Here is a 12,164-nt window from a genome sequence, read left to right as displayed (position 1 = left end):
GCCCTCACGCCTCGCATGAGGTGGTCGCACAGGTAGACCTCCGCCGCCGACGAACCTCATCGGTCAGCCGGAAGGCTCTCCTCGGCCCCGTCCCGTCAGGCGTTGGTGCCGTGGCACTCCCCGTACGTCCGCCCCGAGCCGCACCAGCACGCCGCGCCCCGCTGCGGGGGCCACGCCACCGCGCGGCCCCGGGCCGCCAGCGTCGTCGCGTACTGCGGCAGCAGCGTCACGTCGGACGGGGACGCGCCCTCCGAGGCCGCGAACGCCTCGTACGACGGCACCGTGCCCGGGACGACGCCCAGGTTCGGGGTGCCGGACGAGGCGAGTTCGCGCAGCGCCCCCTCTATCGTCGTCAGGTGCTCCTCGTAGGACGGGTACTCCGCGGACAGGGAGGGGTAAGCCTCCAGCAGCTCCGCCAGCTCGCCCGCCGGCCAGTGGAGCATGGCCACAGGGAAGGGGCGCGACAGGGCCTCGCGGTACGCGCCCAGCTCGGCGCGCAGGCGGGAGATCTCCGCCTGCAGGTCGGCCGGGTCGTCGGAGCCGAGGGACCAGACGCGCTTCGGGTCGTGCAGCTCGTCCAGGGACACCGGCATCGAGTGCAGGGTGTCCGCCAGGCGGTCCCAGTCGTCGTGGGGCGCGCCCAGCATGCGCCGGACCCGGTGGCGCCCGTAGAGCAGCGGATGCGTGGAGTACGGCGGCTCGGCCACGTCTGTCAGGAGCAGGCGGGCGCCCTCCGTGAACGTCTCCTGGGCCGCCTCCAGCTCGTCGTGGGCCTCCAGGGCCTCGGCCACGATCACCCAGGGGGCCGGGTCGCGCGGGGCCGTCGTGCGGACGCCCTCGATGATCGCCCTGGCCTCCGCCTCGTGGCCGTACTCCCAGAGGTTCGACGCCTTGAGGGCGCGGACCAGGGACGGGTCCTCCAGCCCGTCCGGCGAGGACAGCAGGCGGTCGTAGAGCTTGGTCGCGGAAGGGCGGTCGCCGGACAGTTCCAGGTGGGCCGCGGCCCGGACCAGGAGGGCCTCGGCGTCCTCCGGATACAGGCCGGCGGTCCGCTCCAGGCGGGCGGCTTCGGCGGCGTGGTCGACGTTTTCGGCAGGCGTGTCGGGGCGCATGGGTGACACCGTACTGCCGCGAGGTGACGAAGGTCAGGGGCCCGCGGGTCGCGGGCCGCGGCCCGGGCGGCGGACGTGCGGAGGTCAGAAGGGGTACAGGTTCGCGATGCGGATCAGGACCGCCGTCAGCGTCCCGGCCCACAGCAGCACGCCGAGCCACATGCCGAGCACCGCCGTCCGGTAGCGCTCCGGCGAGTCCAGGACCACGCTCTCCGGGGCGCCGGGGAGGTGGCGCAGGTGGACGCGGGTCCCCTTGGCCAGCCGGTGGGCGTCCGTCGTGTCCGGGAGGGCGTGCTCGTGCTCGGTGCCGTCGCCGTCGGTCCAGCGGACCACCGGGTGCAGCGTCGGGTACGTGCCCTCGCGGGACGCGACGTGGTCGCTCACCACGCCCTCGGCGTGACGGCCCATGCGACGCAACACGTGCTCGGTGAACGCGTTCCTGGCCTCCACGGCCGTGAGGACGAGTCCGGCGAGGAAGGGTATGAGGGCCAGGAACCAGTACGCAGTCATGGGCGCAGAGCCTATGGTTCTTCCGCCGGTACGGCGGCCGGCGGGCCCGGCTCATCCCATCCCCGCGGCCCGGCTCACCCCCGTTCCCGCAGCACCCCCACCGCCACCGCCGCCACCAGCGCCAGCCCCGCCGACACCCAGAGGGCCACGTCCGTGCCGCGCCCCGGGTCGCCCGCCGACGTGGCGATCGCGATGGTCAGGGCGACGCCGGCGCACGAGCCGATGTAGCGGAACGTCTGCTGCGCCCCGGACCCCATCGCCGCCCGGGCCGCCGGCACCGACTCCACGGCGAGCAGCGGCAGCGCGGCGTTCAGCAGGCCGCTGCCCACGCCGGCCACGACCAGGCCGGGCAGCAGGCGGGGCCAGGAGCCGGCGCCGACGGCGCCCAGCATCGTCAGGGCGCCGGCCGCGTGCAGGGCGAAGCCGACGGTCAGTTGGTGCCGCGGCGGCACGCGGTGGGCGATGCGGCGGGCCTGGAGGGCGACGGTGAAGGACAGGCCGGACCACAGCAGGAACAGCCACGCCGTGTCCATCGGGGACAGACCGAGCCGCTGCTGCAGCAGGGCCGGCAGGAAACTGAACAGCCCGATCACCGCCAGTCCCATGAACAGGCCGCCGGCGGAGGACGCCAGGAAGGGCGCGCGGCGCAGCAGGGACAGGTCGATCATCGGGGTGGCCGCGCGGCGCTCCACCAGGACGAACAGGCCGCCCAGCACCACGGCCGCCGCCAGCAGCAGGCCCACCGGTGCCCGCAGCCAGCCGTCCCGCCCCAGCGTCACCGCAGCCACCAGCGCGACGAGCGCGAGTCCGAACGTCACCGCGCCGGCGAGGTCCGGCCGGCCGCCCCGCGGTGAGCGCGACTCCGACAGGGACCGCGCCCCGAGTCCGGCGACGACCAGGGCTGCGGCGCCGAGGACGCCGTACGACAGGCGCCAGTTCGGGACGGCCCCGGTCAGCAGGGGGCCCACCGCGATGCCCCCGCTCACGAAGGCTCCCCACACGCCGGTCGCCCGCAGCCGGCCGGCCGGGGTGGGGAACGCGTGCACCAGCAGGCCCAGGCTGCTGGCCAGCAGTGCCGCGCTCGCCGCGCCCTGCGCGATGCGGGCCAGGGTGAACAGCCAGGTCGTGCCGGCGAAGGCGCCCAGGACGGTGGTGACGCCCAGGGCCAGGGTGCCGGAGACGAAGATCCGGCGGCGCCCGTGGTCGTCGGCCAGGGAGCCCGCGACCAGGAGCAGCGCGGCCAGGCCCAGCGGGGTGCCGTTCAGCAGCCAGGCCTGCGCGGACAGGGGGGTGTGCAGGTCGGCGGCCGTCTCGGGGAGCGTGACCATCGGCGCGGTGTACGTCATCAGGGCCACGGCGGTCGCGGCGCTGGTCAGGCCGAGGGTGAGGCCGGGGCGCGGTGGTGCGTGCCGGTCGGGGCGGCCCTTCCGGCGTACGGCACCGGTGCCGGTGCCTCTGCCGGTGGGGGCGGGTGCGGTGGAGTCCGTGCCGATGTCGGTCATGTCGTCCGCTCTCGGTAGGTTCGGTGACTGAACTGACCCTCAGGCCGGTCAACCTAGCACCTCTGGTTCGATGAATGAACCCACTCGTCGGAAAGTGGCTACAGTGGAACCCATGGCACTGGGCAAGGACTACGCGGCACAGGAGTGCGCGATCGCCCGCGCGCTGGAGGTCGTCGGCGAGCGGTGGACGCTGCTGGTGATCCGCGACGCGCTCTACGGCGTCCGGCGCTACAACGACTTCCTCGTCCACCTCGGCATCCCGCGCGCCGTCCTGGCCAACCGCCTCCAGACCCTCACCGCGGAGGGCATCCTCGAGAAGCGCCGGTACCAGGAGTCGCCGCCCCGGGACGAGTACGTCGTCACCGACCGCGGCATCGCCCTGTGGCCGGCCCTGCGCGCGCTCGGCCTGTGGGGCCGCGAGCACCTCGGCGGGCAGCCGTTGCGCTCCTTCTGGCACGCCGACTGCGGCACGGAGCTCGGCCCGTACGGTGAATGCCCGGCCTGTGGAACCGTCGTGGCCGTCCGGGACGTCGAAATGGTGCCGGGACCGGGACTCGATCCGGATCCGGCGGACCCGGTGAGCAGGGCCCTGCTGGAGCCGAGACGGCTCCTCCAGCCCCTCGACACCGACCCGCGGCCGGGCCCCGCCTAGGCGGCGGCCGGCGCCCGCCCGCACGCTGTCGGGCGCCGGGCGGGGTCATGTATAACTGGGGCGAACGCGCGTACGAGAGGAGGGGCCGCTCATGACCCGAGACCGGGCCGTGCCGCGCCCCCTCCTCGTGCTGCTGCTCGTCCTCCTGCCCGTCGCCCTCGTCGACGTCGGCAGCCTCTCCGCCACCGTCGCGCTCGCCGCGACCGCCGCGGCGAGTTCCGCGCTGGCCGTCTGCGCCCTGATCACCGCGCGCTGCGCGCCCGCCGTGCCGCCCACCCGGGTGCGTACGGCCATCAGGGACCGGGACCGCCGTACGGCCTTCCTGCCGCAACGCGATCCCGACGCCTCCGGCCGCCGCCGGCCCCGGGCACCCGGACACGCCCTCCCGGCGACCACCGCGTAGGGCACCCCTTCGCCACCGCGAGGACCGTGCGCCCGCGCGGGTCGTCATGCCGCACACCCCGATCACCGATCGCACCGGCACGACGAGACCCCCGGAGGGCTCCTCACCCATGTCCGTTTTCGCCAGCCTGGTCGAGCACCTCGCCGACCTGCTCCAGCCGCTGTTCGGCGCCTCCGCCGCGGCCGCCGCCATCGTCCTGTTCACCGCCCTCGTACGACTCCTCGTCCACCCCCTGTCGCGGGCCGCCGCGCGCGGGCAGAAGGCGCGCGCCGCGCTCCAGCCGAGGATCGCCGAGCTGCGGCGCAGGCACGCGAAGAACCCCGAGAAGCTGCAGAAGGCCGTGCTGGAGCTGCACGCCGAGGAGAAGGTGTCGCCGCTGTCGGGCTGCCTGCCCAGCCTGTGCCAGCTGCCCGCGTTCTTCCTCCTCTACCACCTCTTCTCCAACGGCTCGATCGGCGGCGAGGCCAACGGCCTGTTGTCCCACCAGCTGTTCGCCGCACCGCTCGGCGGGCGGTGGGCCGACGCGCTCGGGGACGGCGGGCCGCTCGGCGGCTCCGGGCTGGTGTACGCGGGGCTGTTCGCGCTGGTCGCCTGCGTCGCCGCCGCCAACTACCGCCTCACCCGGCGCAGGACGGCCGAGCAGTCGGCGCTGCCCGCCGCCGGGAACGGGGAGCAGCAGGTGCCCGGGCTGGGGGCGATCGCCAAGGTCATGCCGTTCATGTCGTTCTTCACGCTCGTCACCGTGGCCGTCGTGCCGCTGGCCGCCGCCCTCTACATCGTCACCAGCACGACGTGGAGCGCCGTCGAACGGGCCGTCCTGTACGGGTGAGCCCGGCCGCCCTCACGTGGCTACGGTCCAGTACGTGAACGGGGTATTGCGGAGTGGAAGCCGACCTTGGACGATCGAACAAGTCCTCCGATGGCTGCGCACTGCCGCAACCAGGTCGCACCTCATCGGGCGGGCGCCCGCGAACGAGGGAGTTGGGGATTCATGAAGCTGCTGCGAGTCGGTACGGCGGGGTCGGAACGGCCCGCGCTGCTCGACGCCGAGGGGACCCTGCGTGACCTGTCGGGCGTGGTGGCGGACATCGACGGCGAGCTGCTCGCCGACGACGCGGCACTCGACCGGGTACGGGCCGCCGCCGACGCCGGTGAGCTGCCCGTCCTGGACGGCACGGGGCTGCGCGTCGGACCGCCCGTGGGCCGCATCGGCAAGGTCGTGTGCATCGGGCTCAACTACCACGACCACGCCCGCGAGACCGGCGCCGAGCCGCCCGCCGAGCCGGTCGTCTTCTTCAAGGCGCCGGACACGGTCGTCGGACCGGACGACACCGTGCTCGTGCCGCGCGGGTCCGTCAAGACCGACTGGGAGGTCGAGCTGGCGGTCGTGATCGGGCGCACGGCCCGCTACCTGGACTCGGCCGAGGAGGGGCTCGCGTGCGTCGCCGGGTACGCGGTCGCGCACGACGTGTCCGAGCGGGAGTTCCAGATCGAGCGGGGCGGGACCTGGGACAAGGGCAAGAACTGCGAGACGTTCAACCCGCTCGGTCCGTGGCTGGTGACCGCCGACGAGGTCCCCGACCCGCAGCGGCTGTCGCTGCGGCTGTGGGTGAACGGCGAGCTGAAGCAGGACGGCACGACCGCGGAGCAGATCTTCCCGGTGGGGGAGGTCGTGCGGTACGTCAGTCAGTTCATGGTGCTGCGTCCCGGTGATGTGATCAACACCGGGACGCCGGCGGGCGTGGCGATGGGGCAGCCCGAGCCGAAGCCGTACCTGCGGGCGGGCGACGTGGTCGAGCTGGAGATCGAGGGGCTCGGGCGGCAGCGGCAGGAGCTCAAGGACGCGTAGGCGCTCCGCCGGGGGCGGGGACCCGCGGCGCGTCGCCGGCCGCGGGTCCGGTCGCGCCCACGCGGCGGAGCCGCACATGTCACAGCCCCGCGCCCCTTTGGGGCGCGTTTTCGCTCACGCCAGTAGCGAAGCCAGCCTGCGCCAGCCTTCCCTCGGGGTGAGGGCCGTGTCGGCCTCCACCACCTGGAGCGCCACGTGGTCCGCGCCCGCTTCGAGGAAGGCCGTGACGCGGGTGCGGATCGTGTCGTCGTCGCCCCAGGCGAACAGGGCGTCGATCAGACGGTCGCTGCCGCCGTCCGCGATGTCGGCGTCGGTGAAGCCGAGGCGCAGGAAGTTGTTGGTGTAGTTCGGGAACTGCAGGTACATGGCCAGGTAGGCGCGGGCCGTCGCGCGGGCGCGGGCCGGGTCGGCGTCGAGGACGACCTTGAACTCCGGCGCCAGCAGCGGGCCCTCGCCGAGCCGCTCGCGGGCCTGCGCGGTGTGCTCGGGGGTGACCAGGTACGGGAGCGCGCCCGCCGCCCGGTCCCGGGACAGGTCCAGCATCTTCGGGCCGAGCGCGGCCAGCAGCCGGTGACCGGGCCGCATCCCCGCCTTGTCCAGCTCGTCGAGGTAGTCGACCATCTTGGAGTACGGGCGGCTGTACCCCTCGACGCGCGGGCCGTGACTGACCCCTAGGCCGAGCACGAAGCGGCCGGGGTGGGCGACCTCCAGCTCGGCGAAGCTCGCCGCGGCGGCGGAGGCCTCGTGCTCCCAGACGCTCTGGATGCTGGTGCCGACGACGATCCGCGAGGTCGCCTCGATCAGCGGGGCGGCCTGCCGGGCGGAGCCGCTGCCGCCCAGCCACAGGGCGCCGAAGCCGAGCTGCTCCAACTCGGCTGCCGCCTCGGCGCGTTCACCCCGGCCCTCCGGGTCCTCGGCGCGCAGGTGCGGGCTCCAGATCCCGTACCGTCCGACGGATTCCTTCAGTGCGGCCGTCGCGTCGTTCATCGGTTCCGATCCCTCCGGTGGGCACGTGATCGTCTGTCGTACGTCGCGTGCCAACCAGAGGGATCCGGCGTTGATTCCCGGGGACGGTCGTCCGGGCTACTCGCCCAGGAACCGCTCCAGCGCCTCCACGACCAGCCGGTGGTCCTCCACCTGCGGCAGGCCCGACACCGTCACCGCGCCGATCACGCCCACGCCCTCCACGGTGACCGGGAAGGAGCCGCCGTGCGCCGCGTAGGTGTCCGGGTCGAGCCGCGAGGAGTCCTCGAAGGTCGTGCCCTTGGCCCGGAAGCGGGCGCCCACCAGGTACGAGGCGGAGCCGTACCGCTCCACCACCCGGCGCTTGCGGGCGATCCAGGCGTCGTTGTCGGGGGTCGAGCCGGGCAGGGCCGCGTGGAAGAGCTGCTGGCCGGCCCGGTGGATGTCGACGGCGACGGGTGCCCGGCGCTCCCGGGCCAGCTCGACCAGGAGCGAACCCAGCGCCCACGCGTCGTCGTGGGTGAACCGGCGGAAGACCAGACGGCGTTCCTGCGCCTCCAGTTCCTCCACGGTCGGGGCGGGACTCTGTTCGCGCGTCACAGGGCCACCGCCACTCCGTCGCGTGCCGAACGGCGGGCCGCCTCCAGGACGTCCAGCGCGGCAGCCGCCTCGCGGGCGCCGACCGGATGGGGGCCCTGCTCCCGCAGCGCCGCGGCGACGGCCGCGTAGTAGGCGGGGTAGTCGCCCGGGACGGTCGCCTCCACGCGTCCGCCGCCGGTCGGCGGGGACTCGCCGGAGCCCACGCGGCCCCACAGCGCCTCGTCCTCCTCTCCCCAGCCGGGACCCGGCCGCTTGCCCTCGCGCAGGGCGCCCTCCTGCGGGTCCAGGCCGTACTTGACGTAGCCCGCGCGCGAGCCCAGCACCCGGAAACGGGGGCCGAGCTGGGCGGCGGTGGAGGAGACGTAGAGGTGCGAGCGGACGCCGTTCGCGTGCGTGATCGCGATGAACGTGTCGTCGTCCGCCTCGGCGCCCGCGCGCCGCACGACCGACTCGGCGTAGACCTGCGTGGCGGGGCCGAACAGGACGAGCGCCTGGTCGACGACGTGGCTGCCGAGGTCGTAGAGGAGACCTCCGATCTCCGCCGGGTCGCCCGACTCGCGCCAGCCGCCCTTGGGCTTCGGCCGCCAGCGCTCGAAGCGCGACTCGAAGCGCCACACGTCGCCCAGCGTGCCCTCCTCCAGCAGCTTGCGCAGGGTGAGGAAGTCGTTGTCCCAGCGGCGGTTCTGGAAGACGGAGAGCAGCAGACCGCGCTCCTCGGCCAGCGCCGCCAGCTCGCGCGCCTCGGCCGCCGTGCCCGCGACCGGCTTGTCCACGACGACCGGCAGACCGGCCTCCAGGGCGCGCCGGGCGAGCGGCACGTGGGTCTTGTTCGGGGACGCGATGACGATCAGGTCCAGCTCGGCGGCCCGGTCGAACAGCTCGTCCGGCGTGTCGACGGTCCGCACGTCCGGGAACTCGTCGCGGGCCTGCCGCTGCCGGTCCGGGTTCGAGGTGACCACCGTGTCCAGGGCCAGGCCCTCGGTGGCGGCGATCAGCGGGGCGTGGAAGACGGAGCCCGCGAGGCCGTAGCCGACGAGCCCGACCCGCAGGGGGGTGCCGGGGGGTGTACCAGTCATACGTCCACTTTGGCAACGCTGTTGCCAAAGTGCAAGCGCCGGGGACAATGGGGGCGTGAACAGGGCTGACGGCGGCGGAACGGGTGACGGTGCGCGCGGTGCCGCGGAGGCGCGCGGCGTGCGGGGCGCCGACGGTGGGCGCGGGGTGCGTCCCGCGGCGGGCGAGGTGGCGGGCGGTGCTGCGGGCGGTGCCGCGGGGGGTGCTGCGGGCGGTGGCGCGGGGGGTGCGAATCTGCTCGCCCTGCGCAGCCACAACACCGCCCTCGTCCTCGACCTGCTGCGCACCGCCGGGACGGAGGGCATCAGCCGGCTCGAACTCGCCGAGCGCACCGGGCTCACCCCGCAGGCGGTCAGCAAGATCACCGCCCGGCTGCGGGCGGAGGGCCTCGCCGCCGAGGCCGGGCGCCGCGCCTCCACGGGCGGCAAGCCGCGCACGGTGCTGCGGCTGGTGCCGGAGGCGGGGCACGCGGTGGGCGTGCACCTGGACCGGGACGAGCTGCGGGCCGTGCTGGTCGACCTCGTGGGGACGGTCGTGGGGGAGCGGCGGTCCCCGCTGGACCTGGGCGCGGGCGCGGCGACCGTGCTGGAGGGGGTGGCGCGGGCGGCCGGTGAGCTGGTCGCCGACGCGCTGGGCGTGCCGGGCGGACGTCTCGCCGACGGGCCCACGCTCCTCGGGCTCGGGGTCGCCCTCCCGGGGCCCCTCGACCACGTCCGGGGCGTGCTGCACCGGGTCACCGGCTTCCCGGAGTGGGACGGCTTCCCGCTGCGGGACGCGCTGACCCGGCGTCTGGGGGTGCCGGTCGTCGTCGACAAGGACACCAACGCGGCGGCCCTGGGGCTGGCGGTCGGCGGCGAGGCGGGCGGTTCGTTCGCCTATCTGCACCTCGGTACGGGGCTCGGCGCCGGCCTCGTCCTCGGCGGCGGCGTGCACCGGGGCGCGCGGACCGGTGCCGGGGAGTTCGGGCACCAGGTCGTCCAGCTGGACGGGCCGCCCTGCACCTGCGGCGGGCGCGGCTGCATCGAGGCCCTCTGCCTGGGCGCCGTCGCCCGCGGCGACCTCGCGGAGGCGGCGCGGGTGCTGGGCGCGGGCGCCGGCAACCTCGCCGGGCTGCTGGACATCGACCTGGTCCTGCTCGGCGGCCGTACGGTCGCCGCCGCGCCCGAGGTGTTCGTCTCGGGGGTCGGCGCCGTGCTCGACGCCCGGGCCCGGCGCGAGGGCGGGCGGGAGGGTGCCGTGCCGGTGCGGATCGCGCCCGGCGGGACGCGCGGGGTCGCCCGGGGCGCGGCCCAGCTGCTGCTCGCGCCGCTGTTCGGGCGGGGCGACGGCCCCTGACGCCCCTGACCCGGCCGGCGCAGCGCCGTACGCCAAGCGAGGGCACCGTTGCCGCCGTTCGGGGGGCGCACCCCGAACGGCGGTCCCGGTGACCGCGTCCGTCCGGCACGCTCATGTGTTCATGCGACTGTTCACGCCCGCGTTCCCCTGCCTGGCGGCGGCAGCCGCCCTCCTGGTGGCCGCCTCGGGTCCGGCCGCCGCCACGCCGTGGGCCCCCGCCGACCCCGGCGCGCCGCTGCCCGCCTGCACGGCCCCCGACGACCACACGTTCCCGCTCACCACCCGCATCCACGGCGGCCCGGGCGCCTACGAGTCCGGCGGCGGCTTCGGCACCTGGTACCTGGACCTCACCAACACCACGTCCCGCACCTGCGAGGCCGTCCACCCGGTCGTCGTCCTCGTCGACGAGCGGCGGTCCCTGGAGCCGGCACAGGCCCGTCTGGAGTTCTACGACGGCGACCGCCCCCGCCCCGTCACCCTCGAGGCGACCGACCACGACGAGCTGATCGGCGCCTTCGGCGAGGGCGAGGGCGACGCCGCCTTCCCGGGCTTCACCGTCGGTCCCGGCAGGACCCTCACCGTGAAGGTGCGGCTCGCGCTCACCTCGGACGCGGCGCCGGGAGAGGTCACCGCCAACGCGGCGGTGGTCCAGCGCCGCGGCGACGACGGCGACTGGGTCGGCCAGTCGAACGACTACCGCTTCCGCGTCGGGACCGGCGGCACGTCCGATGACCCCGCCGACGAGTCGTCCGCCGCGGGGAGGGCCGAGCCCGTCGCGCCCTCCGTCGCCTCCACTCCCGACAGCAGCGGCACCGGGTTCCCGTTCGCCGACGAACTCGCCGGCACCGGAACGGGCCGCCTGGCGGCCCTGGCGACCGCCGCCGCCCTGCTGGCCACCGGCGCGGCGGCGGTCCTGCTGACCCGCAAGCGACGCTGACGCGGGTTCCGTTCGGGCGGGGCCGGACCGCGCGGGCGCCGCCGACGCCCAGGCACGGCGGACCCCGGGGCCTCGCCCGCGCCCGGCACCGGCCCGCCGCCGCCCCGCACGCCCGTCCCACCGACGCCTCGCCGCTGACACGCGTCCAGCCCCGACGCCGGACCCGCCGCCCTTGCGACGCCGGCCCGGCGCGCGCACGGGTCGGCGCCCTCGACGCCGGACCTACCGCCCCTTGCGACGTCGGCCCTGCGCGCGCACGGATCATGCCCTCGCCGCCGGACCTACCGCCCCTTGCGGCGTCGGCCCTGCGCGCGCACGGATCATGCCCTCGCCGCCGGACCCGCCGATCCTTCCGACGCCGGCCCTGCGCACCCGCGGATCGGCGGAGAGGCTCCTCCGCCCCTCGGCCGGAGGCCCCCGCCGCGTGGCTGTGCGCGTCTGCGACCATCCCTGCGTGGACTACCCGAACGACCAGGCCCCCGGCGCCCCCGTCCGCTCCGGGATCCCGGAGCACGGCCGCGTGCCGAAGTACTACGCCGTCAAGGCGCGGATCGACGCTCTCGTCGGCGAGCTGGGGGAGGGTGTCGCCATCCCCACCGAGCGGGACCTGTGCGAGCGGTACGGGGTCGCCCGCGAGACCGTCCGGCAGGCCCTGCGCGAGCTCGTGCTGGAGGGCAAGCTGCGCCGGCAGGGGCGCGGCACGGTGGTCGCCGGCCCCAAGCTGGCCCAGCCGCTGTCGCTGGCCAGCTACACCGAGGGCGTCCGGCGCCAGGGGCGCACCCCCGGTCGCGCGCTCGTCACCCTCGACCGCTTCCCCTGCCCCGACCCGCTCGCCGCCGAGACCGGCCTCACGCGCGGCGAGCCCGTCTGGCACCTGGAGCGCGTGCTGCTCGCGGACGACGAGCGGGTCGGGCTGGAGAGCACCTACGTCGCCGTGACCCGCCTCCCCGACCTGGACACCGCCTTCGACCCGGACTCGTCCTTCTACGCCCACCTCGCCGCGCAGGGCATCGCCTTCGGCGACGCCGACGAACGGATCGAGACCGTGCTGGCCACCCCGCGCGAGGCCCTGCTCATCGGTACCCCGCCGGCCCTCCCGATGCTGCTCATCCACCGCGTCTCCCGCGACACGGAGGGCCGCCCGCTGGAGCGGGTGCGCACTCTCTACCGGGGCGACCGTTTCTCGTTCACGACCCACCTGCGCGGCTGAAACGTCACGGAAAGCGC

At 75.4% G+C, this 12,164-nt stretch carries 13 protein-coding genes; 7 read left to right on the top strand and 6 right to left on the bottom strand.

Annotated features, from left to right (window positions below; all coding sequences use genetic code 11):
- Nucleotides 1-95: 95 nt before the first annotated feature.
- From ACGF3H_RS05095 to ACGF3H_RS05085, 3 genes are all read right to left on the bottom strand, one after another.
- Nucleotides 96-1,112 carry an SEC-C domain-containing protein gene (locus tag ACGF3H_RS05095; protein WP_362498916.1) on the bottom strand — a complete coding sequence of 339 codons (1,017 nt, stop codon included), beginning with the start codon at nt 1,110-1,112 and terminating at the stop codon, nt 96-98.
- 84 nt (nt 1,113-1,196) lie between these two features.
- Complete coding sequence (locus tag ACGF3H_RS05090) at nt 1,197-1,622, bottom strand: DUF3592 domain-containing protein (protein ID WP_362498913.1); 426 nt, start codon at nt 1,620-1,622, stop codon at nt 1,197-1,199.
- Between the two features lie 74 nt (nt 1,623-1,696).
- The gene (locus ACGF3H_RS05085) at nt 1,697-3,124 is read right to left on the bottom strand and encodes an MFS transporter (protein ID WP_362498910.1); all 1,428 of its coding nucleotides are present in this window, start codon (nt 3,122-3,124) and stop codon (nt 1,697-1,699) included.
- Between the two features lie 112 nt (nt 3,125-3,236).
- Between ACGF3H_RS05085 and ACGF3H_RS05080 the strand changes: the two genes are divergently transcribed.
- The 4 genes from ACGF3H_RS05080 (at nt 3,237) to ACGF3H_RS05065 (ending at nt 6,028) form a co-directional block, all read left to right on the top strand.
- Complete coding sequence (locus tag ACGF3H_RS05080) at nt 3,237-3,776, top strand: winged helix-turn-helix transcriptional regulator (protein WP_393582540.1); 540 nt, start codon at nt 3,237-3,239, stop codon at nt 3,774-3,776.
- Nucleotides 3,777-3,867: 91 nt separating this feature from the next.
- Nucleotides 3,868-4,179 (top strand): DUF6412 domain-containing protein, encoded by a 312-nt coding sequence (locus ACGF3H_RS05075; protein WP_362498906.1) that lies wholly within the window; start codon nt 3,868-3,870, stop codon nt 4,177-4,179.
- 109 nt (nt 4,180-4,288) lie between these two features.
- Nucleotides 4,289-5,008, top strand: a complete 720-nt coding sequence (locus ACGF3H_RS05070; RefSeq protein ID WP_362498905.1) for a membrane protein insertase YidC — start codon at nt 4,289-4,291, stop codon at nt 5,006-5,008.
- Nucleotides 5,009-5,170: 162 nt separating this feature from the next.
- Nucleotides 5,171-6,028: a fumarylacetoacetate hydrolase family protein gene (locus ACGF3H_RS05065; protein ID WP_362498902.1), complete on the top strand. Its 858-nt coding sequence runs from the start codon at nt 5,171-5,173 to the stop codon at nt 6,026-6,028.
- A gap of 114 nt (nt 6,029-6,142) precedes the next feature.
- Here ACGF3H_RS05065 and ACGF3H_RS05060 read toward each other — a convergent pair whose 3' ends face one another.
- The 3 genes from ACGF3H_RS05060 to ACGF3H_RS05050 form a co-directional block, all read right to left on the bottom strand.
- A complete protein-coding gene (locus ACGF3H_RS05060; protein WP_362498900.1) occupies nt 6,143-7,015 on the bottom strand; it encodes an LLM class F420-dependent oxidoreductase in 873 nt (290 codons plus the stop codon).
- 96 nt (nt 7,016-7,111) lie between these two features.
- Nucleotides 7,112-7,591, bottom strand: coding sequence for a heme-degrading domain-containing protein (locus ACGF3H_RS05055; protein ID WP_362498898.1), 480 nt, complete (start codon nt 7,589-7,591; stop codon nt 7,112-7,114).
- Nucleotides 7,588-8,667 (bottom strand): Gfo/Idh/MocA family oxidoreductase, encoded by a 1,080-nt coding sequence (locus tag ACGF3H_RS05050; protein WP_362498896.1) that lies wholly within the window; start codon nt 8,665-8,667, stop codon nt 7,588-7,590. Before ACGF3H_RS05050 ends, ACGF3H_RS05055 begins: the two co-directional genes overlap by 4 nt.
- A 166-nt stretch (nt 8,668-8,833) precedes the next feature.
- Here ACGF3H_RS05050 and ACGF3H_RS05045 point away from each other — a divergent pair, with 166 nt between their 5' ends.
- The 3 genes from ACGF3H_RS05045 (at nt 8,834) to ACGF3H_RS05035 (ending at nt 12,147) form a co-directional block, all read left to right on the top strand.
- Nucleotides 8,834-10,000: an ROK family protein gene (locus ACGF3H_RS05045; protein ID WP_393583257.1), complete on the top strand. Its 1,167-nt coding sequence runs from the start codon at nt 8,834-8,836 to the stop codon at nt 9,998-10,000.
- Between the two features lie 121 nt (nt 10,001-10,121).
- Entirely contained in the window at nt 10,122-10,937 is an 816-nt protein-coding gene (locus ACGF3H_RS05040) for a hypothetical protein (RefSeq protein WP_362498891.1), read from the top strand.
- 454 nt (nt 10,938-11,391) lie between these two features.
- Nucleotides 11,392-12,147 (top strand): GntR family transcriptional regulator, encoded by a 756-nt coding sequence (locus tag ACGF3H_RS05035; RefSeq protein ID WP_362498888.1) that lies wholly within the window; start codon nt 11,392-11,394, stop codon nt 12,145-12,147.
- The last annotated feature ends 17 nt before the right edge of the window (nt 12,148-12,164 follow it).

Origin of the sequence: Streptomyces sp. NPDC048185, from assembly GCF_043202495.1 — a bacterium.
In the GTDB taxonomy this organism is placed as follows: Bacteria; Actinomycetota; Actinomycetes; order Streptomycetales; family Streptomycetaceae; genus Streptomyces.
The sequence above is the reverse complement of the archived record's forward strand: the minus strand, read 5'-3'. Positions and strand labels throughout refer to the sequence as shown.

Excerpts from the sequence above, each read along its gene's own strand:
- ACGF3H_RS05050 (WP_362498896.1), bottom strand. The coding sequence starts at position 8,667 with ATGACTGGTACACCCCCCGGCACCCCCCTGCGGGTCGGGCTCGTCGGC.
- ACGF3H_RS05090 (WP_362498913.1), bottom strand. The coding sequence starts at position 1,622 with ATGACTGCGTACTGGTTCCTGGCCCTCATACCCTTCCTCGCCGGACTC.
- ACGF3H_RS05095 (WP_362498916.1), bottom strand. The coding sequence starts at position 1,112 with ATGCGCCCCGACACGCCTGCCGAAAACGTCGACCACGCCGCCGAAGCC.
- ACGF3H_RS05065 (WP_362498902.1), top strand. The coding sequence starts at position 5,171 with ATGAAGCTGCTGCGAGTCGGTACGGCGGGGTCGGAACGGCCCGCGCTG.
- ACGF3H_RS05060 (WP_362498900.1), bottom strand. The coding sequence starts at position 7,015 with ATGAACGACGCGACGGCCGCACTGAAGGAATCCGTCGGACGGTACGGG.
- ACGF3H_RS05080 (WP_393582540.1), top strand. The coding sequence starts at position 3,237 with ATGGCACTGGGCAAGGACTACGCGGCACAGGAGTGCGCGATCGCCCGC.
- ACGF3H_RS05085 (WP_362498910.1), bottom strand. The coding sequence starts at position 3,124 with ATGACCGACATCGGCACGGACTCCACCGCACCCGCCCCCACCGGCAGA.
- ACGF3H_RS05075 (WP_362498906.1), top strand. The coding sequence starts at position 3,868 with ATGACCCGAGACCGGGCCGTGCCGCGCCCCCTCCTCGTGCTGCTGCTC.
- ACGF3H_RS05040 (WP_362498891.1), top strand. The coding sequence starts at position 10,122 with ATGCGACTGTTCACGCCCGCGTTCCCCTGCCTGGCGGCGGCAGCCGCC.
- ACGF3H_RS05070 (WP_362498905.1), top strand. The coding sequence starts at position 4,289 with ATGTCCGTTTTCGCCAGCCTGGTCGAGCACCTCGCCGACCTGCTCCAG.